The following is a 25,259-nucleotide window of genomic DNA, read 5'->3' as shown; positions in this document are numbered from 1 at the left end:
ATATAGTTTTATGAAGAAAAGTTTAATTTTTGCCCTTCTAATTTGTTTTTTCTACACTGTTAAAGCTCAAAATTCTAAACCTGCATCTTCTAATTCGGCATCAAAAGCCGAAGTTTCTGACCCAGATAACTTAGCAAGCGGATTTTTCTCTCAAGTAATGGGTGTGGCTATTTCTGCTACTAGTAATACCAAAATGTATCAATTTATTTACGATTGGTTAGGCACTCCTTACCGTTTAGGTGGCGATACCGAAAAAGGAATAGATTGTTCTGGTTTTGCTTATAAATTGTACGACAAAACTTTCAATACCATTATAGGAAACAACTCCAGAAACATTTTTAGTATGGTGAATCCTATTAATAAAGTTGATTTGAAACAAGGCGATTTAGTTTTTTTTAAAATACACAGTAAATCTATTAGCCATGTTGGCGTTTATATTGGCGATAATAAATTTGCTCATGCTTCATCAAGCAAGGGCGTAATGATTAGCAATTTAGACGAGCCTTATTGGCAAAGATATTTTTATAAAGGAGGAAGAATCCTTGAATCTATAAAAGACCAGTTAAATAATAACTAAAAAATACCGCCTAGAGCGGTATTTTTTTTGATATCTCTTTTCTAGTCGGCATCAAAAATCTATGCTTCATCTTTTGTAGTTCTTACCAAACTAATTCCTGTAAAGAAGAATATTACGCCTAATACACCAATTACTATGGCAGTACGCACATCAGCTGAGTGCTGAACAAAACTTACTGCGGTATAAATTAGGCCAACAATTCCTAAAACTGTTAATACGGCTCCGAAGGTTCTTTTTAAATTCATAATTATATTTTGAACTATTAAACAAATAACCTGCCACCTTTATTTAGAATTCTAATACAATTTTTCCGAACTGATTTGATTGATCCATTAAAGAAATAGCCTTATTAGCGTCTTTAAAACTAAACACCTCTTCAATAACCGGAACAATTTTATGGGTAGAAATAAATTGCAACATTTCTTCAAACTCTAAAGAAGTGCCCATGGTTGTTCCTATAATTTGCAATTGTTTCCAAAAAATAATTCTAGCGTTCAATTCTGGCATATCTCCAGCTGTAGCGCCAAAGAAAACTATTCTTGCTCCTGCGTTTACGTAGGTAAAATGTTTTGCAAAACCTGGCCCAATAGCACTATCAATAATTACATCTACACCGCCTGCTAATTCTTTTAATTTTATTTCCCAATTGTGTTCTTTATAATTTACCCCTCCTTTTGCGCCCAACTCAAGCGCTAACCTAATTTTTTCATCAGAACTTGAAGTAACAAATACTTTTGCACCAAAATGAGTAGCCCATTGTAAGGCAAATAATGCGGCACCGCCACCAATTCCGGCAATTAACACTGTATCATTTGGTGTTAGTTTAGCTTTAGTAAATAAAGCTCTGTAAGCTGTTAAACCAGCCAAAGGAAAAGCTGCTGCTTGTTTAAAATTTAAATGTGATGGCTTAGCGTATAAATTTGAGGTGTTTACTTTTACATATTCGGCAAAAGTACCATCATCTGGTAAACCCAATATTTTAAAATCTGGACTTTGAAAATTTGGGTTAGCACCCCAATTATTTCCAGGATTAATTACTACCTCCTTATTTAACCAAGGCTCATCTGCATCATCAAAAACTTCGGCAACAATTCCTGCACCATCAGAACCTAAAATAATTGGGAATTTTAAGCCTGCATATTTACCTTGGCTTATCCAATAATCCCTTCTGTTAAATGCCGCCGCTTTAATTTGCACTAAAGCTTCTCCAGCCTTTAATAAAACTGGTTTAGGAACTTCTTTGATTTTTAAAGGTTCGTGAATACCCTCTAATACCAATGCTTTCATAAAATTTATTTTTTAACTTTCATATATATGAACACAATAACCACCAAAATAGCTATTACAGCAAAAATTCCTAAGTATAAACCGGCTTTAAAAATTCCTTCTATTGCAGCGCAACTACTTAAGAAAAACAGCAAGAAAACTAGAGATGGTAAAATGAATTTTTTCATGTTTGAGAAATAAAAAACGGGAAGATAAATTTCTTCCCGTTTAAAATATGATCAAAATGATGCCAAAAATTATTTTGCAGCTGCAAATAATCTAGCTACTTCTGTCCAGTTAATTACGTTGAAAAAAGACGCAACGTAATCAGGACGTCTGTTTTGGTATTTTAAGTAATAAGCATGTTCCCAAACATCCATGGCTAAAATTGGAGTGCCACCACAACCTACACCGGGCATTAAAGGATTATCTTGATTTGCTGAAGAGCAAACTTCTAGCTTTCCGTCTTTAACACAAAGCCAAGCCCAACCAGAACCAAAACGAGTGATACCCGCTTGTGAAAAAGCAGTTTTAAAATCTTCAAAAGAACCAAAAGCAGCATCAATTGCTACTGCTAATTCTCCTGTTGGAGTGCCACCTGCATTTGGCGCCATAACAGACCAAAATAAAGAATGGTTAAAATGTCCACCACCGTTATTTCTTACCGCTACTGGGTAGTTAGCAATGTTTTTACAAATTTCTTCTATAGAACTTCCGTCTTCTTTGCCTTCTAAAGCTTTATTAAGATTGGTAACATAAGCTGCATGATGTTTATCATGGTGGATTTCCATGGTAGCTTTGTCAATGTTTGGTTCTAATGCGTCTGATGCGTATGGTAACGCTGGTAATTCAAAAGCCATAATATGTTGATTTTAGATTTGTGAAATATTTATGTTATAAAGGTAAGCACATGAAATTAAAAATTGTTCAGTTTAATGTTAAGAAACAGTTTAAAATTTATCTAATAATTTTTTTATGCTTCTTTTTGGCTGTTACTTCGTTATGTTTTTTTGAGGTAGAAGCTTCGCTATCTCTTCAAAAACATGCCTCGTTTCGCTCAAAAATAATCTATAAAAATTTTCTCTTTATAAATTTAAACCGTTTCTATGATTTATCTCTTTTTGACTGAAAAAAGCTTTTTATTAACATACTACATTCGTTTTCTAAAATACCACCTAAATATTGTGTTTTAGGATGTAAAACAGATGGTTTAATTCTAGAAAAACCTCTTACTGGGTCAAAAGCGCCAAAAACAATGCGACTAACTTGTGTCCAATAAGCTGCTCCGGCACACATTACGCAAGGCTCTAAAGTCACATACAAAGTGCAATCTGTTAAATACTTTGCGCCAATAAAATTAGCTGCTGCTGTAAAAGCCTGCATTTCTGCATGAGCCGTTACATCATTTAACCGCTCTGTTAAGTTATGTCCTTTACCAATTATCCTGCCATTGCTTACCAAAACTGCTCCAACCGGCACTTCATCAGCTTCTAGCGCCAAACGAGCTTCTTTTAATGCTTCTTTCATAAAAAAATCATCAGGAGAAACTAAAGGTTCGTCGGTAAAGGAATAGTATTTCATGTTGTTATTTTGAACTGCGAAAGCACAAAGATAAATTTTATCTTTTGGTGTAGGAAAGAGAATGGTGAATTTGGGCATTTCCACCCCGATAAAATCGGGGCGAGCGGGCTTTACATTACAATCTTTTTGTGAAAAACAAAAAGGATTTTCATTGCAATCCCTAATGCAAAGATACCTATATCATTTTAGAGCCATTTGTCACTTCCCTTTCTAAAGTTGTCAATACGATATTTCCATCTTCATCTGCAAAGCCGGTAACTAAAAACTCCGACATGAATTTGCCAATTTGCTTTTTTGGAAAGTTGACCACGCCAACAATTTGTTTGCCTATTAAATCTTGTTTTTGATAGTGAAAAGTGATTTGTGCGCTAGACCAACGAATGCCAAAATCTCCAAAATCTACTTTTACTTTGTAGGCTGGTTTTCTGGCTTCGGGGAAATCTAAAACTTCTAAAATAGTGCCTGCCCGCAGTTCTACCTTTTCAAAATCTTGCCAGCTTATTTCCATTTTAATGTGATGCTATTTTTAATCCAATGATAGATGCTATTAAGGTGGTGATGAAAAATAATCGCCAAAAATCTGCAGGTTCTTTAAAGAAAATAATCCCGACTAAAACTGTTCCTACGGCTCCAATACCTGTCCAAACGGCATAAGCGGTACCAATGGGTAAAGTTTGTGTGGCTTTTACTAATAAAACCATACTTATGGTTAGGCAAAGTAAAAAACCGGCATACCAATACAGGGCTAAATTTCCGGTGGCTTCTTTTGCTTTGCCTAAGCAAGCTGCAAAAGCTATTTCAAATAACCCAGCTATTATAATGATGATCCAATTCATTGTTAAAATTTGATATTTTGAAGGTAATGATAAGCAAGAGAAATTCAATTTTATATTTCTAATTTGGTGCTTGCTGCAATTTGCGTTAGGGATTGCAGTGAAAATCCCTGCCTGACCGGCAAGGCAGGCTTTATCCCCTTTTTGGGGATAAAGATTGTAACGTAAAGCCCGCTCGAACGCCCAAATAATTTCTTAATACTCAACTCATCTTTGTAAATTACCAACATGAAAATTACCATAGACGATAAAACGTTTGAGCCTTTTATTGAATACAGCATGATTGAGAAGCGGATTAGATTAATTGGCATTCAAATGAATGTAGATTATGAAGATAAAGTGCCGGTTTTTATTGGTGTTTTAAACGGTGCTTTTATGTTTATGGCCGATTTGATGAAGGAGATTCATATTGGTTGCGAAACTACTTTTGTGAAGCTGGCTTCTTACCACGGAGGCACAAAAAGTAGTGGAATGTTAACAGAAGAATTTCCTTTAAGTATGGATATTAAAGGCAGAGATGTGGTGATTATAGAAGATATTGTAGACACCGGCCGAACGCTAAAATTTTTGTTAGATAAGATAAAATCATTAGAGCCTGCATCTGTTAAAGTAGCTACTTTACTTTTAAAACCCGAAGCTTTAGAATATCAATTTGATGAAATTGAGTTTATAGGCTTTGAAATTGCGAATGATTTTGTGGTGGGTTATGGCTTAGATTACAAAAATTTAGGCCGGAATTTACAAGATATATACAGACTGTGTGGCCAACAATTGCCAGGATAAATCTAAATTTTGCCCAACACAAAATCTAAATAATCTTCTTTACTGATAATTTTATAGCCTGCATTTGGGTAATTTTTAACAAAAAATGCTGGTGCTTTCTTTTTGGCTTCGCCATACCTAAATTCAAAAGCATTTATGACTTGATTTTTCTTTTCTATCAAATCAATTTCTTGCTGATCATAGGTTCTCCAGAAAAAATATTCAGCTCCGGTTTGTGCATTGTTGTTGGCTTTTATGCGTTCGTAAATACAATAATTTTCCCAAAGTAAGCCCATATCTTGCCTTACGGGCACCAACCTAAAATCGTTAATTACTGCGTTTCTAATTCCATTATCAAAGAAATACCATTTAGAAGATTTAGTGACTTCTTTTCTGAGGTTTGAGCTAAAACCGCTCAGTTTAAACAAAATTTGTACTTTGGTTAATAAATCTAAATAGCGTTCTACCGTATTTTTACTGAGGCCTAACTTTTTACCTAATTGATCTAAAGATACTTCTGAACCTACCTGATAGGCAATTAACCTCAAAAGATCATATATTTTAGCACTGTTTTGGATGTTTTCAAAATGTAAAATGTCTTTTAATAAATAGGAGTTCACTAAGTTTTTAAGGTACTCGGCTTTTTCGTTGGGTGTTTCTAACTGAAAAATTTCTGGATAGGACCCAAAAACTAATCTATCATCTAAATTTTGTTTGGTTTGTAAAATATTTTCTGTTGCCGCTAATTCTGATTGCGCTATTGGATACAAAAAGTAGGTGTAGCTTCTGCCGGTTAAAGGCTCACCGGTTTGGTTAGATAAATCAAAAGCAGAAGAACCTGTTGCAATAATGGTGAGATCATTAAAAGTATCTATCATTAGCTTCAAAATTTTCCCAATTTCTGGAATTACTTGTGCTTCATCTATCACTAAAAGCTTTTGTCCGGCTAACAAACGCTCATAATTGGCTACACTTCTATTTTCTAAAATGTTTAAAACATCAATATCTTCTGCATTTAAATGCAAAAAAGGGATATTAAGCGTTTGCTCAATAGCTTTAAGCAAATGGGTTTTTCCCACTCTGCGTGTACCAAAAAGTAATAAAACCTTATTTTGTCCTATTCTTTTAGCCAATAATTGCTGTACCGCTCTTTTAATTTTCATATCCAAAGATAATAAAAAACGTTAATTCAGTCAATCAACTGACTCAATTAACGTTAATTCAGTCAATCAACTGACTCAATTTACATTAATTCAGTTAGCAAGCAATAAAAAGGCGGTGTTTTTTTAGCTTTCTAAGGTAATTCTATAGGCTTTAATTCAGAAATATTTTGAAAGTTAGACATATTAAATCTCATGGAAGCTTGTTTAATATAATTCACCAAATCATATTCATTTGCCTTAACCACAAATGCGTAAGAGGGTCTAAAGTTGAGCATAAAAATCAAGAGTTTATCTCCTTTTAAACCAGTTGATCTGGCTACTAATTCTCGGTTAAAAACCTGATCGATAATGGCGTTTTGATAATCTCTTTCCATTACTTCTAATAACCTACGGGCATTTCTGCCTTCTTTACTAAAAGCACTCCAAATGGCATCAATACCTAAACCAGCACCACCTGGCCCAACATTTATAATGTCTTTATTATTACCTAGCCTGTATAATTTATTGAATTCTTTTTTGGTTTCTTCGTATTTGGCTTTTGCCGATAGTACCGAATCTTTAAAAACCACCTCGGGCAAACGGATGGCTAATCTTTTTAAATAAATTACCAATGATGTTTGATTTGCAACCTTAAGCGTGTCATTTTTATATCCAGATAAGGTGCTAATCAATAAATCACCTGCTCTTACATCAATAAAAAATTCGCCTTTTGTATTATTAAAAACCGAGATTTGAGTTCTGGAATTAAAAATTTTTACTCGGTTTAACCTAAACTTGGTTTCTTTATCAAACACAATTCCGCCCAAGTTTTTATCTTGAGAAAATGCAGAAAGCGTAAAAAATAAAAGCCCCAATAGGCCAATTAAATATTTCAAAATCTTATTTCTTGATGGTTAATTCCTGACCAATTTTAATAGCGTTGTCAGTCATATTATTTAAAGCTTTTAGCTCATCAATATTGATTCCAAAACGTTTCGAAATATTATAAAGTGTATCGCCAGATTGTACCACATATTTATTTCCGCTAATAATTGCGGTAGCATCAGTAGGTTTGTCTTTTGCTTTTTCTTTAGGAATATTATTGTTGATATCACTTAAAACCCTGTCTTCTCTTTTTATTTTTTCTATTTCGCCTTCTTTTCTATCATATTGTTGCAGGTTATTTCTTAAGATGATGCTGATCAACAAATCCGGATATTTAGGATTAGTAGCATAACCAGCCGCTTTTAGGCCTTTCGCCCAACCTTCATAATCGTTTTTGTCTAACTCAAATAAGGCAGCATAGCGCTTTCTTTTTAAAAACTCCGAATGATCTTTAAAACTTTCTTCGGGATTATTGTACACCCTAAAGCAATCGTCTTTTTGGTCATCGTCTTTATAATAGCCTTTACCTTTCCAATCTGTAGTGCATTTAATACCAAAATGGTTGTTGGCATATTTAGCCAAATCACTATTTCCAACTCCCGATTCTAATAAAGCTTGCGCCAAAGTTATACTAGCCGGAATGCCGTATTTATTCATCTCTGTAATGGCAATATTTTTAAACTTAGAAATATAAGAAGTGGTAGTGTAAGAAGGGTAATTGCTATCAGATTTTTTATCTGCAGATTTTTCAATTTTCTTATTTTCTTTTTGATAGATTTTTTTCTTTGTAGAACAGGCCGAGAGTAAAAATATCAGCGAAAGCGTAATTAAAAGTTTGTTCATCAAATTATTAGTTTCTGATAAATCTGTAATATAGTAGATTTTAAATTATTCTTAAACATAATGCTTTTTGAAGAGGTATTAAATCTTTTTGCAATTGCATTTAAAGTGTCTCCTCTTTTTACCCTGTAACTTGTAGTTTCGGTTACTTTTATCTCTTCCTCAAATTGGGGTTTAATAATACTTTCGGGATTAGAAGTGTTATCAAACTGGTTTAATTGATATTTCTTAATAATAGCTATAACTTGAGAAGCCCATGTTTTACTAGCTGCATAACCTCCCTTTTGGATGCCGAAAATCCACGAATGGTAATCAGAATCGGTGTAATTCTTAAATAGAATATTAAATTTTGGTCGAGATTGCATCATAGAAATAAAATCAAAATAAGAATCTTCCACGCTAGCATAACCTTTATAAGCCGACTTTATTTCTACACTTTTATTTGACCCTTTCATGCCAAACTGATTGTTTAAATATCTGGCAATTTTACTACTTCCACTAGCCGATTCATGAATAGCGACCCCTAAAATAACACTAGCCGGAATACTGTTTTGATTCATTAATTGCACTGCTAAATCTTTGTATTTAGCAATATATTTTTCTGTAACTGTTTGCCCAAAACAAAACGATTGAATAAACACAAAAAACACCACAATTAATTTCTTCATAAGCCTATTTTTACTTTTTCCTAATCACAAACAAACCATCTCTTACGGGTAAAATCAATTTTTCTACACTAGTATCGGCGGTAACTTTATCATTAAAATTTATAATATTGGAAGTATCCTGATCCATGTTTTTTGCAGTCACTTTGCCACTCCACAAAACATTGTCAACAATAATTAGGCCGCCACTCCTCACCTTATCAAAAACCTGATCATAATATAAACCATTATTCTTTTTATCGGCATCTATAAAAACCAAATCAAAAACATCGGTTAAAGTTGGAATAATGTGTGCGGCATTACCTATTCTATAATCTATTTTATCGTTCACATCCGAAGCCTCAAAATAACCTCTCACCCTATCTTCTAGCTCCTCATTAATATCTAAAGTGATAATTTTTCCATCTGGCGCTAAACCTTCAGTAAAACACAACGTTGCATAACCCGTAAAAGTGCCTACTTCTAAAATCCTTTTAGGTTGCAACATTTTACTCAGCATACTTAAAACCCTACCCTGCAAATGGCCCGATAGCATTCTGGGCATTAAAACTTCTAACTGCGTTTCTCTGTCAATTTTTTCTAACAATGCAGGTTCGGGCTCGCAACACTTTTCTAAATAATCACTTAATTCATCAGATATTAAACTCATACGGTAAAGGTAATCATCCCATCATAAAGATTAAAAAACGCATTTATTTTTTGGAAAGCAAGGCTTGGGTTCAAAAAATCCGATAGCCCCGCTTTCGGTACTCGCTTTTTATTCCGTTGCACTACATAAAAGAGCTCAAACAAAACCTCAATCGGGTTTAAGAACTTCCTGCAATGCAAAAAACCTCCATAAAACCTATAAAACGGATTAATTTTAATAGTTAAATTGCTGGAACAGTTTTTGGGCAACTGTTAAACAATAGATCAAATTAATTCAACCAAATTAAAAATCATAGCAAATGTCAATCAAAAGAAACGTAACAGCAGTATGGACCGGTACAGGATTAGAAGGTAAAGGAACACTGAAATCTGCAAATAATTTTTTTAACGAAACACCTTACAGCTCTAAAAATCGTTTTCAAAATGAAGATGGAATATTAGGAACCAACCCCGAAGAATTAATTGCAGCCGCACACTCTGGCTGTTTTGCAATGGCTTTAAGTTTTGCCATCACCGAGGCTGGCTTTACCCCTGATGAATTAAAAGTAACCGCAACAGTAACTTTAGACAAAGTAGAAAGCGGTTATGGAATTACCGGAATTACCCTTCAATTACAAGGAAAAGTAACCGGATTAAGCGAAGAAAAATTTAAAGAATTGGCCGAAGGTGCAAAAACTGGCTGCCCAGTTTCTAAAGCATTAAGTGCTATACCCATTACATTAGAAACCACATTTGTTTCTTAACAATAAATAAATACATCAAAAAATCTTTTACTAAACAAGGTTTTTGATATAAATACGACTGAGAGGGGTGAACTAAAATCATCCTTCTCTTCTTAATTAACTTCATTTTCAATTTCTAAAAAGCATTAATTCTCATTTATAAATGAAAAAAGCAGAGTTTAGCTTATTTGCTTACCTTTGCAAAAATTTAAATTGAGTTTTTTAATTTAGAAAATCAATTTAAACAAGCATTTATAATTTAGTTTATGTTGGTTTAATCCTCTAAAAACTAAAAGCTTATCAAAAAGAATTCCTTTTCAACAGACCGGCGATTAAGAACCTTTACAATGATATCCGGTCTTAAATATTAATCAACAATTCATGTTATTTGAAAATTTAAATTTAATTGAGCCCATCCTTAAGGCTTTAAAAACAGAAGGATACACCACCCCAACACCCATACAGGCACAAGCCATTCCATTACTTTTAAACAGAAGAGACGTTTTAGGTTGCGCACAAACCGGAACCGGAAAAACAGCCGCTTTTGCAATTCCCATTATTCAGTTATTAACGCAGGATAAAAATTTAAAACCCGGAAAGCGTTTAATAAGAAGTTTAATTTTAACACCCACCAGAGAGTTGGCCATACAAATTGGCGAAAGCTTTGAAAGCTACGGTAGAAATACCAATTTAAAATACAAAGTAATTTTTGGCGGTGTTAACCAACATTCACAGGTAGAATCTTTACGTTCGGGTATTGATGTATTAATTGCAACACCTGGTCGCTTATTAGACTTAATGAACCAAAGACATGTTCATTTAAACGACATCCAATTTTTTGTTTTGGATGAAGCTGATAGAATGTTAGACATGGGCTTTGTAAACGACGTTAAAAAAGTGATTGCAAAATTACCTGCTAAAAGACAATCGTTATTCTTTTCTGCAACTATGCCTCCGGTAATTGTACAACTGGCAGATACCATTTTGGTAAATCCTGCTAAGGTAGAAGTTACACCGGTTTCTAGTACTGCAAACACCATTAATCAGGTGGTTTACTTTGTAGATAAAGACAACAAAAGACATTTGTTAATGGATGTGTTAAAAGATAAAAGCATTGAAAGAGCTTTAGTTTTTACCCGCACCAAACATGGTGCAGATAGAGTGGCTAAAGACTTAACTAAGGCTGGCATACATTCACAAGCCATTCATGGTAATAAATCTCAAAATGCCCGTCAGGCTGCGTTAACAAACTTTAAAGCAAAAGTAACCAGAGTTTTAGTAGCTACAGATATTGCTGCCAGAGGAATTGATATTGACGAGTTAACCCACGTAGTAAATTATGAATTACCAAACGTACCAGAATCTTACGTTCACCGCATTGGTAGAACAGGAAGAGCTGGCGCTAGCGGTATAGCCATTGCTTTTTGCGATGCAGAAGAGAAAGAATATTTAAAAGATATTCAGAAACTGATAGGGAAAGACATTCCTGTTATTGCAGATCATGATTATCCATTGATGAATCATAACGTGGTGAAAGCAGTAAAACAAGCTCGCCCACCTAGAGGTTCAGCAGAAAGAACGGCATCAAGAAGGCCTGATAAAACAGCAAAAAACACTTCATCAGCTCCAAAAGAGAAAAAAAAACAGTGGTATAAATAATTAAAGCGCTTAGCTCTTTAACCTATTGATGTTAAAAATGGCGAGTAGATTAATTCTATTCGCCATTTTTTTGATAATAAGGGCCACCTCTATTCGCTTAAATTTAAGCTATCCTTATATTTACATACTAATTTTAATAAAAATGGGCAAACTTATTGAAGAGTTTAACGACTATCGCACCAAAATGAATGGTCGAATATCCGAGACTGCAAATACAAATATGAAGCGTTTTTTAGCTTTAGATAACACCACTTATGCAGATGGCGCATTAAATGTAAAAACCAAAGAAATGCTGGGTTTGGTAGCTTCTATGGTTTTACGTTGTGACGACTGCATTAAATACCATTTAGGAAAATGCCATGAAGCTGGAGTAAACACCGAAGAAATGAACGAAATTTTTATGATTGCAAATTTGGTAGGTGGCTCTATTGTGATTCCACATTATAGAAGAGCGGTAGAATATTGGGATGAGTTGTGTGGGGTTTAAGTCAATTCCCAACACGTTAACTATTACTGAGCTAAAAAAAATTCACCTATTAAATTTGGGTAGCTAAGCATTAAAACTTAAATTAGATTATGGATTCTTATATCGTACATCCGCAAAATAAAGCACAAGAAAAGGCTGTAAAAGCAGTGTTGGAAGCCTTAAATGTTGCTTTTGAAAAACTAAACTTTCAAGCTGGAGGTGAGGATGAAATTTGCATTTTGCCCCCACATGTTGTTGAAGCCGTTAAAAAAAGCGAAGAGCAAATAAAAAACGGTCAATTTTATACATATGACGAAGTTAAACAACGTATAAAAAATAGGTGATTTGGAAGTTAGATTTTCTCCTTACGCTACTGATACCTTATTAATGATTATTTCATTTATAGAAAATAAATGGAATACAAAAACAGCTGATAGCTTCGTTACTAAGGTATATGATGTAATTGATGCTCTACCTCAAAACCCTTATAGCTATCCAAAAACTTCATTTCAAAACACTAGAAAAGCAGTAATTACTAAGCAAACATCTGTAATCTACAAGGTCCATGAAGACCATATTGAAATACTTTTCTTTTGGGATACTAGACAAGCACCTTCTTTTTAATTTTTTATAAAATGCTAAACCCTAAACGTTGCCACTGGTGCGGTACTGACCCACTTTACACTAAATACCATGATGAAGAATGGGGTAAAGAAACTCATGACGACCAAATTTTATTTGAGTTTTTGATTTTAGAAGCTGCCCAAGCGGGTTTAAGTTGGATTACCATTTTACGTAAGCGAGAAAATTACCGCCGCTTATTTGCCAACTTTGACGCTGTAAAAGTTTCTCAGTTTACTGATGAAGATATTGAGCGTATTTTACTTGATCCTGGCATTATCCGTAACCGATTAAAGGTAAAAGCAGCCGTAAGCAACGCTAAACTTTTTTTAGCCGTTCAAAAAGAATTTGGCTCTTTTGATAAATACCTCTATTCATTTATGCCAAATGGAAAACCTTTGCAAAACGAACTTGTTGATAGTAAACAAACACCAGCAACATCAGCTATTTCAGATGCAATTGCCAAAAACATGAAGAAAAAAGGATTTAAATTTTTTGGAAGCACTATTTGTTATGCGCACATGCAGGCAACAGGAATGGTAAATGATCATGCTTTAGACTGTACGTTTAGATAAATGATTCAACAAAGCGCTAAAGATTTTTTTGCTTACATCAAAAACCCGAATCCTTTTATCAGAGAAGATAAAAACACTTTATTTTATAATCAACTGTTTCCACTGGTACTCATCAGTTTAGTTTTCGCTCTTTTTGCAGTTACATTTATTCAGGTTCTAGAAAATTTACATTGGATAAAACCTTTACCGGCTTTTAAACTATTGGATATCAAGGAAAAAAAGGTCGCCCTATTTTTTTCTATCACCATTTTAGCGCCTTTGTTAGAAGAATCTATCTTTAGGTATCAACTCAAAAATTGGTATGTAGCTTTTTTAGCTTGGGCAGTACTTTTTAGCTTTTTGTTTTATAAACTAGTTCCTCATCAAAGCCTAATTACAGCCGCCATATTTATAACCATTTGTAGTATTCCATTCTACTTCAAAACCAATAAAAGCATCCGATTTGAATTTATAAAAAGCACCTTTAAATATCATTTTTATTTAACCGCAGTGGTTTTTGGATTGGTACATGTCACCAATTATACACAGCCTTTTCAATACGGTTGGTCTATCGTTTTATTGGTTCTTCCTCAACTATTTATTGGCTTTATTATAGGCTATGTGAGAATGCGTTTCGGATTAAAAAACGCCATTATTTTTCATGCCGCTTATAATTTTATTCCTGCTTTAAGTTTATTAGCAGGTTATGGAAATAGCTAAAAGCTTTATTAAATCTTAAAAAGCCTTAATCCAAATTAAACACTAAAGAAATTGAAGGGTAGTATAAACTTAAATTTATCATTAACAGCTTTTTTTTACTCGTTCAGCTCTGTGAACTTCGTGTCCTCTGTGGTTAAAATTTTATCTTGACGTAACAAAATTCCTTTCTATTTAAAGATTTGTTAACTTTTTTGCTAGCTGTTACAGAGAGTTGACAAATCTCAAAAAGCCTTAATCATTAGCTTCCATTAATTTGCATCCTGCTCCATTATATAGCTCAATTTTAACCAAGGAATATTAAATTTGAAATATCTTAAGGGACATCACAACAAATTTCCTAATTTACAAAATATGTCAAAAAAACTCTTTCTTTTAGACGGAATGGCGCTCATTTACAGAGCACATTTTGCATTAAGTAAAAATCCCAGATTTACCTCTAAAGGGGTCAACACATCAGCAGTAATGGGTTTTACCAACACCCTTTTAGAAGTTTTAAAGAAAGAAAATCCCACTCATATTGCCGTTGTTTTTGATACTTCGGCACCTACAGAAAGGCATACAGATTTTGAAGCTTATAAAGGCAAAAGACAAGCCATGCCGGAGGATTTATCAATAGCATTACCTTACGTGGTAAAATTGATAGAAGGTTTTAACATTCCGGTTCTTACTTCTGATGGCTTTGAAGCCGATGATATTATTGGAACGCTAGCCAAACAAGCAGAAAAAGAAGGTTTCACAGTTTATTGCATGACTCCTGATAAAGATTTTGCGCAATTGGTTTCAGAAAATATTTTCGTTTATAAACCCGCCAGAATGGGGAATGATATGGAAATAATGGGCGTAAAAGAAGTATTAGAAAAGTGGGAAATAGAAAATGTACTTCAAGTGATTGATATTTTAGGCTTATGGGGCGATGCTGTAGATAACATCCCTGGTATACCCGGAATTGGAGAGAAAAATGCGAAATCACTCATCAAACAATATGGCTCGGTAGAAAACATTATTGCACACAGCCACGAGTTAAAAGGAAAGCAAAGAGAAAATGTAGAAAACTTTGCCGAACAAGGACTGCTATCTAAAAAACTAGCCACCATTATACTCAACGCTCCAGTTACTTTCCACGAAGAAAGCTTCAGATTAGGTCCTCCAGATAGAGAAAAACTAGAGCCTCTTTTTGCCGAAATGGAATTTAGAACTTTAGGAAGAAGGGTTTTTGGAGAAGATTTTAGTGTGACCGATGTAAAAGCACAAACCAGTGGCCAAATGGATTTGTTTGGAAATGCTACCCCAAACGAAGGGGTGACTACTTTAAATATTACACCTGCACAATCTGCCACTTTAGTAGAGGGCGGTAAAAATATTGAAAACACCAATCATCAATATTTTTTAATTGATGATGCCCAAAAAAGACAAGATCTCATTCAAAATTTAAAGAAAGAAAATTCTATTTGTTTTGATACAGAAACCACCGGCATTGACGCAAATAATGCAGAGTTGGTGGGTTTATCTTTTAGCTATGAAATTGGCTTGGCTTTTTATGTTCCCCTTCCCGAAAATCAAGTGGAAGCAAAAGCAATTGTACATGAGTTTAAAGAAATCTTAGAAAATCCATCGATTAAAAAAATTGGGCAAAACATTAAATATGATATCCTGATTTTAAAATGGTACGGAATTGAAGTTGCCGGAGAATTATTTGACACCATGCTGGCTCATTATCTTTTAGACCCAGATACCCGCCATGGAATGGATGTTTTAGCCGAAAATTATTTGGGTTATACACCTGTTTCTATCACCGAATTGATAGGAAAAAAAGGAAAAAACCAGGGCAATATGCGTGATGTGGATATGGAAACCATTAAAGAATATGCTGCCGAAGATGCTGATATCACCTTACAGCTAAAAGCCATTTTTGAGCCTATGCTTGCCGAAATTAAGGTTAAAAAATTAGCCGAAGAGATTGAGAATCCTTTGGTTTATGTTTTAGCAGATATGGAAATTGAAGGGGTAAGAATAGATATGGACCAGCTAAATGTTTATTCTAAAGAGTTGGAGATAGAAATTAATCGTTTAGAAAAACTGGTGTATGAAAAAGCTGGAGTAAAGTTTAATCTGGCTTCACCAAAACAATTGGGTGAGGTGTTATTTGATAAATTAAAGCTCGACGATAAAGCAAAAAAAACAAAAACTGGCCAATACCAAACCGGTGAAGATGTGTTAACCGCTTTGGCCACAAAGTCAGATATTGTTCAGGATATTTTGGCATTCAGACAGCTTTGCAAGCTCAAATCAACTTATGTAGATGCGCTGCCTCAATTAATTAATCCAAAAACGGGCAGGGTGCATACTTCTTATAACCAAGCTGTAGCTTCAACCGGCAGGTTAAGTTCTAACAATCCAAACCTGCAAAATATCCCAATTAAAACAGCAAGGGGAAGAGAGGTTAGAAAAGCATTTATTGCCCGAGGTGATGATTATGTCTTACTATCTGCCGATTATTCACAAATAGAATTAAGAATTATTGCCGAAATAAGTGAGGATCCAAATATGATGGATGCCTTTTTAAATGGCTTGGATATTCACACCGCAACGGCGGCAAAAGTTTACGGAATCACATTGGAAGAAGTCACATCAGACCAAAGAAGAAATGCTAAAGCAGTAAATTTTGGAATTATTTACGGTCAGTCTGCTTTTGGTTTGTCGCAAAGTTTAGGTATCCCAAGAAAAGAAGCTGCCGAAATTATTGAGAACTATTTTACCCAATATGCCGGTGTAAAAAAATACATGGCCGATACCATGAATTTTGCCAGAGAAAACGGCTATGTAGAAACCATTATGGGCAGAAGAAGATATTTAAGAGACATCAACTCGGCTAACCAAACGGTAAGAGGTTTTGCCGAACGAAATGCGATAAATGCCCCAATACAGGGCTCTGCAGCTGATATGATTAAAATAGCGATGATTCATATCCATCAAGATATTAAAGATCAAAAGTTGGAATCAAAAATGACCATGCAAGTGCATGATGAATTGGTTTTTGATGTGTTAAAATCAGAAAAAGAGCAAATGAAAACCATCATTAAAAACAGGATGCAAAACGCCATAAAAACTAAAGTTCCCCTAGTGGTAGAGGTTGGAGAAGGAAATAATTGGCTAGAAGCGCATTAAATTCAACATATAATTAATTTTATCATCAAATTATTTTTTCTTAAAAGAATAAAATTCTAACTTAAAGCGCCAAATAAACCTTTACATGAATATTTTACATTTAAGTGCAGAATGCTATCCCGTTGCCAAAGTTGGAGGTTTAGGAGATGTGGTGGGTGCACTACCAAAATATCAAAATAAACTAGGCATTTATGCAAGTGTAGTGCTTCCGTTTTACGATAGAAAATTTACTCAAGAAAATGCTTTAGAACAAGTTTATTTAGGTTCTGCAGAGTTAGGACAAAAAACATTTGATTTTGAAGTACTTAAAGAAACTCATGATGTTTTGGGTTTTCCTTTATATCTCATTAAAATACCCGGTTTATTAGATCGCTCTGAGGTTTATAGCTATCCTGATGAAACAGAACAATTTGTTGCTTATCAAATAGCGGTTTTAGAATGGGTAATTAAAACCAATTTTAAGGTGGATGTTTTTCATTGTCATGATCATCATTCGGGTTTAGTTCCATTTTTAATTCAACATTCCCGAAAATTTAACGCTTTAACCAGAGTAGCCAGCGTTTGCACCATTCATAATGGCCAATATCAAGGTTGGATGGGTTGGAATAAATTTTATTATTTACCAGAGGTAGATTTAAGTCAAACCGGCTTATTAGATTGGGGAGGCTGTATCAATCCTTTGGCGGCAGCAGTAAAATGTTGCTGGGCTTACACCACCGTTTCACCAAGTTATTTAGAAGAATTAAAAGTTAATTCAAATGGCTTAGAGTTTTTATTTGAATTAGAACAACATAAAGGCATAGGAATTATTAACGGGATAGATACTGATGTTTGGGATCCGGCGACAGATGCTATGATTGTAAGTAATTACAACCAAACCAATATAAAGCTTGGTAAAGAAGCCAATAAAATTGCAATTTGTGAGGAGTTTAATTTAGATGCAAAAAAACCATTGGTCACTTTTATTGGCCGAATGGTGTTAGAAAAAGGTGCTGATAAATTAGCCGAGCTGATAGAAGAATGCTTATCACAATTTAAAAATGAGGTAAGCTTTTTAATTTTAGGTTCGGGAGATAAAGTAATTGAAGAAGAAATAAACAATTTAAAGTTAGCAGATTGTGCTGTAGTTATCGGATATAATGAAGCTTTATCACATAGAATTTATGCTTCCGCCGATTTTATTTTAATGCCCTCAAGGGTAGAGCCATGCGGTTTAAACCAGCTTTATGCTTTAAAATATGGTACCGTTCCAATAGTAAGATCTACGGGTGGCTTAAAAGATTCGGTAATAGATTTTGACGAAGAAAATGGTTACGGAATACGATTTGAAGAGTTAGAACTCACCCAAATGATACAGGCAGTAAAAAGGGCCATTGATCTTTTTAAAAACCAAAAGAAATTAAACCAATTAAGACAACTCATGATGGGCTTAGACTTTTCGTGGGATCAATCTGCTCAACAATACATCAATTTATACGCCAATTTAATCTCTAAAAAAAATGATAGCATCTAAAGTAATTTCCATTATTTTGGGCGGGGGACAAGGATCAAGATTGTTTCCGCTTACCGCAACCAGATCTAAACCAGCCGTTCCTATTGCCGGAAAATACAGATTAGTAGATATTCCAATCTCTAACTGCCTTAACGCTGGGTTAAATAGAATTTTTGTTTTAACACAATTTAACTCTGCTTCATTAAACAAACACATTAAAAACACCTATCACTTTAGTGTTTTTAGTAAAGCATTTGTAGATATTTTAGCTGCCGAGCAAACACCAGGAAATACAGGCTGGTATCAAGGAACTGCTGACGCGGTAAGACAAAGCTTACACCACTTAAAGCAACATGATTTTGAGTATGTATTAATCCTATCCGGCGATCAGCTTTATCAAATGGATTTTGAAATGATGATTAATAACCATGTTGAAAAAGGAGCCGATATTACCATAGCCACCATTCCGGTGAATGCAAAAGATGGGACTAGTTTTGGGATTTTAAAAGCTGATGCCGAAACTAATATTACCTCATTTACAGAAAAACCAAACGCGGATCAAATTATTGGATGGGAATCTGAAGTGAGTGAAGAAATGCATGCTCAAGGCCGAAATTATTTGGCTTCTATGGGTATTTATGTCTTTAATAAAGATGTATTAATTAGCATGTTAGAAGGAAATGAAAACCACGATTTTGGTAAAGAAATTATCCCGGGTGCTGTTGGCCATAAAAAAGTAATTAGCTACCAATACGAAGGTTATTGGACAGATATAGGAAATATCGATTCGTTTTTTGAAGCCAACTTAGGTTTAACCGATGATGTGCCTCAGTTTAATTTATTTGATAAAAATCCGGTTTACTCTAGAGCGAGAATGCTTCCGCCAACAAAAATATTATCAACAAAATTAGAAAAAACCATTATTGCGGATGGTTGCATTATCAATGCAGAAGAAATTGTACACTCTGTAATTGGCATTAGAACCAGAATAGGAAAAGGGACTAAAATTTCTGATTGCTATGTAATGGGAAGTGATCATTACCAAACTATTGAAGAAATAGAAGGAGCTAATAAATCTCAAAGACCACTTACCGGAATTGGAGAAAATTGTGTGATTAGTAATGCCATTTTAGATAAAAACTGTTTTATTGGGAATAATGTAACCATTAAAGGAGGGCATCATTTAGCAGATTTTGAGCATGAAAAATACACCATCAAAGAGGGTATTATTGTGGTGAAAAAAAATGCAGTAATAGAAGAAGGAACCGTAATTGGTTAATGCATAAAAGAATTATGTAATAAAAAAAGTCTCGACAAAATCGGGACTTTTTTTATTATAATGCTATCGCATCTTTTGGGAGATCAGAAATTTTAAGCAAATGCAAATTTAATCCAGCATCGGCGAAAGCCTTAAGTGTTTTTTCATGATCTATTTTTATAAAACCAAAGGTATCATAATGCATTCCGATGATGTTTTTACAGTTTAAGTATTTAGCTGCAATAATGGCATCGTCTGTTCCCATGGTAAAATTATCACCGATAGGCAAAAAAGCGTAATCTATAGTGTTTAATTCACCTATCAGCTTCATTTCTTGGTTTAAAGCAGTATCGCCTGCGTAATAAACCGTTTTACCCGCTGCCTTTATAATAAAACCAGAGGCAGTTCCGCCGTAAGTTCCATCAGGTAAAGAGTTTGAATGGGCCGCATATTCCATTTTAACGGTGCCAAAATCAAAATCCCATTTCCCACCTAAATTCATTGGATGCCCGTTGGTAATGCCTTTGTTTTCTACCCATTGAATAATTTCAAAAGAACTGACCACTTTAGCGTTGGTACGTTTTGCGATAGGAACTAAATCGGCAACATGGTCTCCATGACCATGAGAAACCAATATATAATCACATACTATTTCTTCTACTTTAATGTGACTGGCCAATTCATTTGGTGAAATAAAAGGATCAAATAATATTTTTTTACCCTCAATTTCTAGTAGAAAAGAGGAATGCCCCAAATAATTTAATTTCATATTATCGTTTTTTAGATTAATGATTACTTTTTTCCAAACAGGTTTCCTAAACCGCCCATTCCGCCAAGCATTTGCTGGGTAACGGCAGCCATTTCTGCTTGCGACACGTTTTCTGCCTCTGCTAAAGCTTTGTTTATTGCAATTACCAGTAATTCTTCTAAGCCTTCTTTACCATTTTCGGCTAAAAAATTCTCGTCAATTTCAATAGATTTTATGGCTTTAGATGCTAATGCAACTACTTTTATTGCGCCTCCTTCTACCTCGGCGGTAACGCTTATATTTTCTAATCTTTTCTTTACTTCCTCGGCCTTTTGTTGAGCTTCAAATATTTTATCAAACATGGTATCTTAAATTAATTGTGAAAATAAAGGTCGGCAATTTTTGTTTTTAAAGTCTTAAATGAGGTTACAATTTGTGTAAAAAGTGAGAAAAAAATGAAAATTGGCACAACCCTTGTAAAATTGTAAAAAATTACAAAAATGAAAAAAAACAAACTTACAGGAATAATTGCAGTAGCTGCAATAACCTTATTACAATTTACAGGAGCTTTTGCTCAATCTACTGATGATGGTCATCAAACAAGATTAGGCTTTGGATTAGGCTTAGGCGTACCTACTAAATCTTATATGGGCGATGTTGTAATTGCACCCGATTTAAGATTGCAACATGATTTAGGAGAAAGAACATCTTTAACATTAACAACAGGGTATTATGGCTTTATTGGTAAAGAGAAAGATGCGTTTGGTAACGAATTAATGGCAGATTTAATTCCGCTTAAAGCAGGAGCTAAATTTTTCTTCGGAAACACTTTTTATTTTCAACCCGAGGTTGGAGTTTCGTTTTCAACTAAGGAAGATTATGGAAATCCGTTCACTTATGCGCCAAGCTTAGGTTACGCAAATAACAAATGGGATTTTGCATTAAGATATGAAGGTTTTGAGTACGATAATTCAAGCAATGGAATGGTTGCTTTTAGAGTGGCTTACGCTTTTAAAAGACCAAATAAATAAAACAAAAAGGGATGAGCATAAACAATGTTCATCCCTATATTAAATTAATCAGAAAATATTATCTAATAATTTTTGCTTCAACAAAAGCTCCTGTTGCATTAAATAATACAGCATATTTGGTAAGGTTTGCATCAATAATTACCAAATGACCTTTTAAAGTTCCATTTATGCTGTGTTCAAAAGCTTTTTTGAATACATAATTTGGATAAGTTGTATTTAAATACGCAAGTACGGTGGCAGGCAATTTGTCTTGTGCTATTTCTTTTCCTCTACCGGGGTGGCCAGGCAAGCTTTCTCTTTTAATAAAAGTCCCATCAGCTTTAAAAGCTGTACCAAAGTATTTCACATTTTTACTTATTACTAAAATACTACCGTCTTTACCAACCCAAGCACTTTTCAAAGTATCTTGAGCATAATTGGCTGCAAAATATTGCTTAATAGTTTGTGGTAATGCGGTTACAGCTATGCTATCTCTTTGTTTGCCATCTCTGTTATCAAAAAAACCTCCAGCATGGTGCCCGCCTTTTCTACCTAAATCTTTTCCCTCTCTTAATTCTAATACTTTTACAAAAGTACCCGTAGCATCAAACTTTATAGCTACTGGCTTACCGTTAAATAAAACGGCTACCACATAACTATCTAAAGTGGTTGTATTTGGTAAAGTGGTGCTAAAAGCTTTAATAAAAGTGTAACCTACATAGTTTGTGGTTAAGTAAGTAGTAATTGATGCTGATAAAGCTTCTTGGGCTACTTTTGTTTTTCTTTGATTTTTTTGACATGCACCCATTGCGTAAAGAGAATCAGCAGATGTTGTAGATGATGTTGATAAAACGCTTGAAGTTGGAGCAACAGCAACAGCGCCCAATTGGCTAGCGATTAAAGAAGAATCTGTACTTACATCATCACCTTTTTGACAGGCCGTAAAACCAAATGCTACAATTGCTAATAATGCAAGTAGGGTTGGAAGTTTAGTTATAGTTTTCATTTTTTAAAGATTTAAGTGGTTAATAAAAGGATAATTAAAAAAGTAATCGTTCTATCAAATATTATTTCGTTTTAATTTTTATGTTGATTTATAACAATACCGTAGAAATTAACCACCACCCTAAAAATATTTTAAAAAAATACAGGTATAGAAAACTAAAGAGAAAAATTAAGAAAAATTGTAGGGGTAAAAGGTACAGTTTGAGAGTAGATATTTACTGTTTGAAGCTGTTCTGTAGGGATTCTTTCAAAATTACCAGCTTTTAGATTTTGTGTGTTAAACAAATTTAAAATGGATAAGCCGGTTTGTAAACGATATTTTTTAGCGTTAAACTTATACGTTAGTGCAGTATCAAACCTATTATAAGCTAACTGATTTTGTGAGGGATCATCTGTTGGGCGAGTGCTTCTAAAGCCAGAACCATAAACGTAATTAGCCGATAAGAAAAAAGAAGAGAAATTGATGAGGCCAGCAAATTTTAGTTCATGCCTTTGATCTTGTGGCGCTCTTTCATATTCGCTAATCACGATGTTTTTAATTCTCTTATCAAAACGCTCCTGAGTGTTATTTAAAGAATAAGACATCCAAACGTAATTGGTTTTAAATTCTTTTTTTATCAAAATATCTAACCCAAAAGATCTTCCATCTCCTAAAATAGTTCTTCGGCCTTGGGCATTTTGAATAAAACGGGTAACACCTGTGGTATATTTGTAATAAATATCGGTATTTATCCAAAACCTATTGCGTTCATAAGCGGCATCTAATACCCAATGCTGCGCCTTATAAACCGGAATACTTGTTCCGTTGCTTACCGTCCATCTGTATTGATAGTTACCTTCATCATCAGTTTCTCCGGTATAAGCAATAAATTGCCTGTATAATCCCCAGGAAGCTGTCATTTTAAATTGTTCATCAAATTTGTACGATGCTGATAACCTAGGTTGGATAAAAAGCTTTTGCAAGCCTAAATCAAAATCGGCTCTAATGCCAGGGATCACTTTAAAATTTGGAGTAAAAAAATACGGACTCTCTAAAAAAGTAAACAACCTATTACTGTAGTTTTCTTCGTTGGTGGTTTGGATATTTAAAGAATCTCTAAGCAATGTTGTTCTATTTTGGATATAACCAAAGCCCGTTAAAGCATTATATTTTTTGGTACTAGAAAGCTTGTGGGTAAATTTTAAGCTTTGCTCTTGAATGGTGTTATTTGTTAAATCGGCAACAGTTCTAATATTTTTCCCGTCATTTTCCTGAGTTAAGTTTAGCTTGCTTAAATCATTGTTGTTTAAACCAGATGAAGCTAAGGTTACGCTGCTGATGCTCCCGTTTTTCCAAATTTTATTATAAAATGCAGCCCCTCCAGCTTGTTTATTTTCTTCGTTATTTGAGCCATTTACCCTCACTCTGCCTTCGGTAGTTAAGTAAGCAGCGTCTAATTTATCATTACCAGAAAAAAGACTTAAATAATAGTGATCTCCAGTTAAAGAGCGACCAGAAAATTTTAGGTTAATATCTTTAAAAACATAATCAGGTTTAATGGTTAAATCAACCAAGTTTCTTACTCCGTTTCTATTATTGGAAGGTTGGCTTGCGCTGTAACTATTATACAAGTTGTAATAGGTTTGCCGGGCTGCCAATACTAAAGATGTATTTTTAAAAAGCGGCGTACTGGCTGATGCATTGATGGTTAAATTATTTACGCCTACATTTAACGTTGGGGCGTTTCCGCTGCCCTCCATTCCGTTTATATCTACCACTCCGCCAACTCTGTCTCCTTGCTCTGCTCCGTAGCCTCCTTTTTTAACAGTAATATCTTTAGCCATTAATGGGTTAATTGCACCTATGTTATCATTAAAATTTTTGAGTCCAAAAATGGTAAATCCATCAAAAGAAACTTTAGTTTGCCCACGGTAGCTCCCCCAAATAATTAAATCATTGGCTTGTTCGCCAGCAGCTAAAACTCCCGGCTGTAAACGTAAAATATTGTAAACAGAATTATCGCTACTTCCAGGCAAATCCTCACCCACGTTACGGTTAAGCTTTACATTGCCTGAGCTATAATTGGTATTAGCAGCTTTATCTGTACTTCTTGAAGTTAATACCACTTCTTCAATTTTAATGCTATTTTGGAATAACGGTATGGTTAGATTGCTGCTAGCTCCAACAATAGTATCTAACTTATAATAACCCAAATAGGATACTTGTAGTTTAAAAAGGCTATCGGCAAAAGCCGAATAAGAAAAATTACCTTTTAAATCTGTTGTTAAAGGATAACCATTAATTACAATGCTGGTAAATGGTAATGATTCTTGATTAATTCCATCTAAAACATGGCCGGTTAGTAAAAACTTTTTGTTTGAAGTTGCTGCTTTCTGCGAAGTAATAATAAACACTTCATTACTCTTCTCTAAGTTAAATGGCAAGCCTTTTAATAAGAAATTAAGGGCTTCTTCTGCAGATGAAAAACTTCTATTTATGCTAACCGTATAGGCAGAAAGTTTATCATCATTAAAAGAAAGTTTAATGTCGTAATTATCTATTAATGTGGTAATTACTTTGTTTAAAGATTGGTTATTTACTTTCAAAACAATAGCTTGCTGCGCAAATAAGTGATTAAAAGGCAGGAGCAAAAAGAAAAA

29 protein-coding genes are annotated in these 25,259 nt (G+C 34.2%); 14 read left to right on the top strand and 15 right to left on the bottom strand.

The window, feature by feature from the left end:
* Positions 1-10: 10 nt before the first annotated feature.
* Positions 11-577, top strand: a complete 567-nt coding sequence (locus tag FA046_RS04380) for a C40 family peptidase (RefSeq protein WP_136825127.1) — start codon at positions 11-13, stop codon at positions 575-577.
* 59 nt (positions 578-636) lie between these two features.
* Here the strand turns inward: FA046_RS04380 and FA046_RS04375 are convergent, their stop codons facing one another.
* Entirely contained in the window at positions 637-822 is a 186-nt protein-coding gene (locus tag FA046_RS04375) for a hypothetical protein (RefSeq protein ID WP_136825126.1), read from the bottom strand.
* A 43-nt stretch (positions 823-865) separates the two neighbouring features.
* Complete coding sequence (locus FA046_RS04370) at positions 866-1,864, bottom strand: zinc-binding dehydrogenase (protein ID WP_136825125.1); 999 nt, start codon at positions 1,862-1,864, stop codon at positions 866-868.
* A gap of 27 nt (positions 1,865-1,891) precedes the next feature.
* On the opposite strand from FA046_RS04370, the gene FA046_RS17210 reads away from it, so the two are divergent.
* Positions 1,892-2,044 carry a hypothetical protein gene (locus FA046_RS17210; RefSeq protein WP_169303298.1) on the top strand — a complete coding sequence of 51 codons (153 nt, stop codon included), beginning with the start codon at positions 1,892-1,894 and terminating at the stop codon, positions 2,042-2,044.
* Positions 2,045-2,100: 56 nt separating this feature from the next.
* On the opposite strand, the gene FA046_RS04360 is transcribed toward FA046_RS17210, so the two are convergent.
* The 4 genes from FA046_RS04360 to FA046_RS04345 form a co-directional block, all read right to left on the bottom strand.
* A complete protein-coding gene (locus tag FA046_RS04360) occupies positions 2,101-2,703 on the bottom strand; it encodes a superoxide dismutase (protein ID WP_169303297.1) in 603 nt (200 codons plus the stop codon).
* 244 nt (positions 2,704-2,947) lie between these two features.
* Positions 2,948-3,424: a nucleoside deaminase gene (locus FA046_RS04355; protein WP_136825122.1), complete on the bottom strand. Its 477-nt coding sequence runs from the start codon at positions 3,422-3,424 to the stop codon at positions 2,948-2,950.
* Between the two features lie 175 nt (positions 3,425-3,599).
* Positions 3,600-3,932, bottom strand: a complete 333-nt coding sequence (locus FA046_RS04350; RefSeq protein ID WP_136825121.1) for a tRNA-binding protein — start codon at positions 3,930-3,932, stop codon at positions 3,600-3,602.
* Between the two features lies 1 nt (position 3,933).
* On the bottom strand, positions 3,934-4,260 hold the full coding sequence (locus tag FA046_RS04345; RefSeq protein WP_136825120.1) for a DMT family transporter: 327 nt from the start codon (positions 4,258-4,260) through the stop codon (positions 3,934-3,936).
* 225 nt (positions 4,261-4,485) lie between these two features.
* Between FA046_RS04345 and hpt the strand changes: the two genes are divergently transcribed.
* Positions 4,486-5,040 (top strand): hypoxanthine phosphoribosyltransferase, encoded by a 555-nt coding sequence (gene hpt, locus FA046_RS04340; protein ID WP_136825119.1) that lies wholly within the window; start codon positions 4,486-4,488, stop codon positions 5,038-5,040.
* A 2-nt stretch (positions 5,041-5,042) separates the two neighbouring features.
* On the opposite strand, the gene FA046_RS04335 is transcribed toward hpt, so the two are convergent.
* From FA046_RS04335 to FA046_RS04315, 5 genes are all read right to left on the bottom strand, one after another.
* The gene (locus FA046_RS04335) at positions 5,043-6,182 is read right to left on the bottom strand and encodes an ATP-binding protein (RefSeq protein WP_136825118.1); all 1,140 of its coding nucleotides are present in this window, start codon (positions 6,180-6,182) and stop codon (positions 5,043-5,045) included.
* A 131-nt stretch (positions 6,183-6,313) separates the two neighbouring features.
* On the bottom strand, positions 6,314-7,057 hold the full coding sequence (locus FA046_RS04330; protein ID WP_136825117.1) for a hypothetical protein: 744 nt from the start codon (positions 7,055-7,057) through the stop codon (positions 6,314-6,316).
* Positions 7,058-7,061: 4 nt separating this feature from the next.
* Entirely contained in the window at positions 7,062-7,889 is an 828-nt protein-coding gene (locus tag FA046_RS04325; protein ID WP_136825116.1) for a glucosaminidase domain-containing protein, read from the bottom strand.
* Entirely contained in the window at positions 7,889-8,554 is a 666-nt protein-coding gene (locus FA046_RS04320) for a glucosaminidase domain and LysM peptidoglycan-binding domain-containing protein (RefSeq protein WP_136825115.1), read from the bottom strand. The genes FA046_RS04325 and FA046_RS04320 overlap by 1 nt, the downstream gene beginning before the upstream one ends.
* A 10-nt stretch (positions 8,555-8,564) precedes the next feature.
* The gene (locus FA046_RS04315) at positions 8,565-9,200 is read right to left on the bottom strand and encodes an O-methyltransferase (RefSeq protein ID WP_136825114.1); all 636 of its coding nucleotides are present in this window, start codon (positions 9,198-9,200) and stop codon (positions 8,565-8,567) included.
* Between the two features lie 298 nt (positions 9,201-9,498).
* Between FA046_RS04315 and FA046_RS04310 the strand changes: the two genes are divergently transcribed.
* The 10 genes from FA046_RS04310 to FA046_RS04265 all read left to right on the top strand — a co-directional run bounded on the left by FA046_RS04310 (position 9,499) and on the right by FA046_RS04265 (position 19,877).
* Positions 9,499-9,942 carry an OsmC family protein gene (locus FA046_RS04310; RefSeq protein ID WP_136825113.1) on the top strand — a complete coding sequence of 148 codons (444 nt, stop codon included), beginning with the start codon at positions 9,499-9,501 and terminating at the stop codon, positions 9,940-9,942.
* Between the two features lie 360 nt (positions 9,943-10,302).
* Positions 10,303-11,580, top strand: a complete 1,278-nt coding sequence (locus FA046_RS04305) for a DEAD/DEAH box helicase (RefSeq protein ID WP_136825112.1) — start codon at positions 10,303-10,305, stop codon at positions 11,578-11,580.
* A gap of 142 nt (positions 11,581-11,722) precedes the next feature.
* Positions 11,723-12,067 carry a carboxymuconolactone decarboxylase family protein gene (locus FA046_RS04300; protein ID WP_136825111.1) on the top strand — a complete coding sequence of 115 codons (345 nt, stop codon included), beginning with the start codon at positions 11,723-11,725 and terminating at the stop codon, positions 12,065-12,067.
* A gap of 89 nt (positions 12,068-12,156) precedes the next feature.
* Positions 12,157-12,390, top strand: coding sequence for a DUF2683 family protein (locus tag FA046_RS04295; RefSeq protein WP_136825110.1), 234 nt, complete (start codon positions 12,157-12,159; stop codon positions 12,388-12,390).
* Between the two features lies 1 nt (position 12,391).
* Positions 12,392-12,670, top strand: coding sequence for a type II toxin-antitoxin system RelE/ParE family toxin (locus tag FA046_RS04290; protein WP_136825109.1), 279 nt, complete (start codon positions 12,392-12,394; stop codon positions 12,668-12,670).
* An 11-nt stretch (positions 12,671-12,681) separates the two neighbouring features.
* Entirely contained in the window at positions 12,682-13,242 is a 561-nt protein-coding gene (locus tag FA046_RS04285; RefSeq protein ID WP_136825108.1) for a DNA-3-methyladenine glycosylase I, read from the top strand.
* Positions 13,243-13,941, top strand: a complete 699-nt coding sequence (locus FA046_RS04280) for a CPBP family glutamic-type intramembrane protease (protein ID WP_136825107.1) — start codon at positions 13,243-13,245, stop codon at positions 13,939-13,941.
* 351 nt (positions 13,942-14,292) lie between these two features.
* Positions 14,293-17,106 (top strand): DNA polymerase I, encoded by a 2,814-nt coding sequence (gene polA / locus FA046_RS04275; RefSeq protein ID WP_136825106.1) that lies wholly within the window; start codon positions 14,293-14,295, stop codon positions 17,104-17,106.
* 85 nt (positions 17,107-17,191) lie between these two features.
* Positions 17,192-18,619, top strand: coding sequence for a glycogen synthase (locus FA046_RS04270; protein WP_136825105.1), 1,428 nt, complete (start codon positions 17,192-17,194; stop codon positions 18,617-18,619).
* Entirely contained in the window at positions 18,609-19,877 is a 1,269-nt protein-coding gene (locus FA046_RS04265; RefSeq protein ID WP_205943608.1) for a glucose-1-phosphate adenylyltransferase, read from the top strand. Before FA046_RS04270 ends, FA046_RS04265 begins: the two co-directional genes overlap by 11 nt.
* A 55-nt stretch (positions 19,878-19,932) precedes the next feature.
* On the opposite strand, the gene FA046_RS04260 is transcribed toward FA046_RS04265, so the two are convergent.
* Positions 19,933-20,625, bottom strand: a complete 693-nt coding sequence (locus FA046_RS04260) for a metal-dependent hydrolase (protein WP_136825103.1) — start codon at positions 20,623-20,625, stop codon at positions 19,933-19,935.
* 23 nt (positions 20,626-20,648) lie between these two features.
* Positions 20,649-20,966, bottom strand: a complete 318-nt coding sequence (locus FA046_RS04255) for a YbaB/EbfC family nucleoid-associated protein (RefSeq protein WP_136825102.1) — start codon at positions 20,964-20,966, stop codon at positions 20,649-20,651.
* Between the two features lie 138 nt (positions 20,967-21,104).
* Here FA046_RS04255 and FA046_RS04250 point away from each other — a divergent pair, with 138 nt between their 5' ends.
* Positions 21,105-21,635, top strand: a complete 531-nt coding sequence (locus FA046_RS04250; RefSeq protein ID WP_136825101.1) for a hypothetical protein — start codon at positions 21,105-21,107, stop codon at positions 21,633-21,635.
* A 58-nt stretch (positions 21,636-21,693) separates the two neighbouring features.
* Here FA046_RS04250 and FA046_RS04245 read toward each other — a convergent pair whose 3' ends face one another.
* Together FA046_RS04245 and FA046_RS04240 are read right to left on the bottom strand one after the other, a co-directional pair.
* Positions 21,694-22,620 (bottom strand): PepSY-like domain-containing protein, encoded by a 927-nt coding sequence (locus FA046_RS04245; RefSeq protein ID WP_136825100.1) that lies wholly within the window; start codon positions 22,618-22,620, stop codon positions 21,694-21,696.
* 155 nt (positions 22,621-22,775) lie between these two features.
* Complete coding sequence (locus FA046_RS04240) at positions 22,776-25,250, bottom strand: TonB-dependent receptor (protein WP_205943597.1); 2,475 nt, start codon at positions 25,248-25,250, stop codon at positions 22,776-22,778.
* Positions 25,251-25,259 lie beyond the last annotated feature (9 nt).

It is taken from the genome of Pedobacter cryophilus (genome assembly GCF_005116455.1).
Taxonomy (GTDB): domain Bacteria; phylum Bacteroidota; class Bacteroidia; order Sphingobacteriales; family Sphingobacteriaceae; genus Pseudopedobacter; species Pseudopedobacter cryophilum.
The sequence above is the reverse complement of the archived record's forward strand: the minus strand, read 5'-3'. Positions and strand labels throughout refer to the sequence as shown.

Bases quoted from the DNA above. Each gene is read 5' to 3' on its own strand.
- FA046_RS04270 (WP_136825105.1), top strand. From the start codon at position 17,192: ATGAATATTTTACATTTAAGTGCAGAATGCTATCCCGTTGCCAAAGTT.
- FA046_RS04375 (WP_136825126.1), bottom strand. From the start codon at position 822: ATGAATTTAAAAAGAACCTTCGGAGCCGTATTAACAGTTTTAGGAATT.
- FA046_RS04320 (WP_136825115.1), bottom strand. From the start codon at position 8,554: ATGAAGAAATTAATTGTGGTGTTTTTTGTGTTTATTCAATCGTTTTGT.
- FA046_RS04310 (WP_136825113.1), top strand. From the start codon at position 9,499: ATGTCAATCAAAAGAAACGTAACAGCAGTATGGACCGGTACAGGATTA.
- FA046_RS04345 (WP_136825120.1), bottom strand. From the start codon at position 4,260: ATGAATTGGATCATCATTATAATAGCTGGGTTATTTGAAATAGCTTTT.
- FA046_RS04360 (WP_169303297.1), bottom strand. From the start codon at position 2,703: ATGGCTTTTGAATTACCAGCGTTACCATACGCATCAGACGCATTAGAA.
- FA046_RS04285 (WP_136825108.1), top strand. From the start codon at position 12,682: ATGCTAAACCCTAAACGTTGCCACTGGTGCGGTACTGACCCACTTTAC.
- FA046_RS04305 (WP_136825112.1), top strand. From the start codon at position 10,303: ATGTTATTTGAAAATTTAAATTTAATTGAGCCCATCCTTAAGGCTTTA.
- FA046_RS04380 (WP_136825127.1), top strand. From the start codon at position 11: ATGAAGAAAAGTTTAATTTTTGCCCTTCTAATTTGTTTTTTCTACACT.
- hpt (WP_136825119.1), top strand. From the start codon at position 4,486: ATGAAAATTACCATAGACGATAAAACGTTTGAGCCTTTTATTGAATAC.
- FA046_RS04300 (WP_136825111.1), top strand. From the start codon at position 11,723: ATGGGCAAACTTATTGAAGAGTTTAACGACTATCGCACCAAAATGAAT.
- FA046_RS04260 (WP_136825103.1), bottom strand. From the start codon at position 20,625: ATGAAATTAAATTATTTGGGGCATTCCTCTTTTCTACTAGAAATTGAG.
- FA046_RS04295 (WP_136825110.1), top strand. From the start codon at position 12,157: ATGGATTCTTATATCGTACATCCGCAAAATAAAGCACAAGAAAAGGCT.
- FA046_RS04245 (WP_136825100.1), bottom strand. From the start codon at position 22,620: ATGAAAACTATAACTAAACTTCCAACCCTACTTGCATTATTAGCAATT.
- FA046_RS04370 (WP_136825125.1), bottom strand. From the start codon at position 1,864: ATGAAAGCATTGGTATTAGAGGGTATTCACGAACCTTTAAAAATCAAA.
- FA046_RS04315 (WP_136825114.1), bottom strand. From the start codon at position 9,200: ATGAGTTTAATATCTGATGAATTAAGTGATTATTTAGAAAAGTGTTGC.
- FA046_RS04355 (WP_136825122.1), bottom strand. From the start codon at position 3,424: ATGAAATACTATTCCTTTACCGACGAACCTTTAGTTTCTCCTGATGAT.
- FA046_RS04255 (WP_136825102.1), bottom strand. From the start codon at position 20,966: ATGTTTGATAAAATATTTGAAGCTCAACAAAAGGCCGAGGAAGTAAAG.
- polA (WP_136825106.1), top strand. From the start codon at position 14,293: ATGTCAAAAAAACTCTTTCTTTTAGACGGAATGGCGCTCATTTACAGA.
- FA046_RS04350 (WP_136825121.1), bottom strand. From the start codon at position 3,932: ATGGAAATAAGCTGGCAAGATTTTGAAAAGGTAGAACTGCGGGCAGGC.
- FA046_RS04250 (WP_136825101.1), top strand. From the start codon at position 21,105: ATGAAAAAAAACAAACTTACAGGAATAATTGCAGTAGCTGCAATAACC.
- FA046_RS04280 (WP_136825107.1), top strand. From the start codon at position 13,243: ATGATTCAACAAAGCGCTAAAGATTTTTTTGCTTACATCAAAAACCCG.
- FA046_RS17210 (WP_169303298.1), top strand. From the start codon at position 1,892: ATGAACACAATAACCACCAAAATAGCTATTACAGCAAAAATTCCTAAG.
- FA046_RS04335 (WP_136825118.1), bottom strand. From the start codon at position 6,182: ATGAAAATTAAAAGAGCGGTACAGCAATTATTGGCTAAAAGAATAGGA.
- FA046_RS04325 (WP_136825116.1), bottom strand. From the start codon at position 7,889: ATGAACAAACTTTTAATTACGCTTTCGCTGATATTTTTACTCTCGGCC.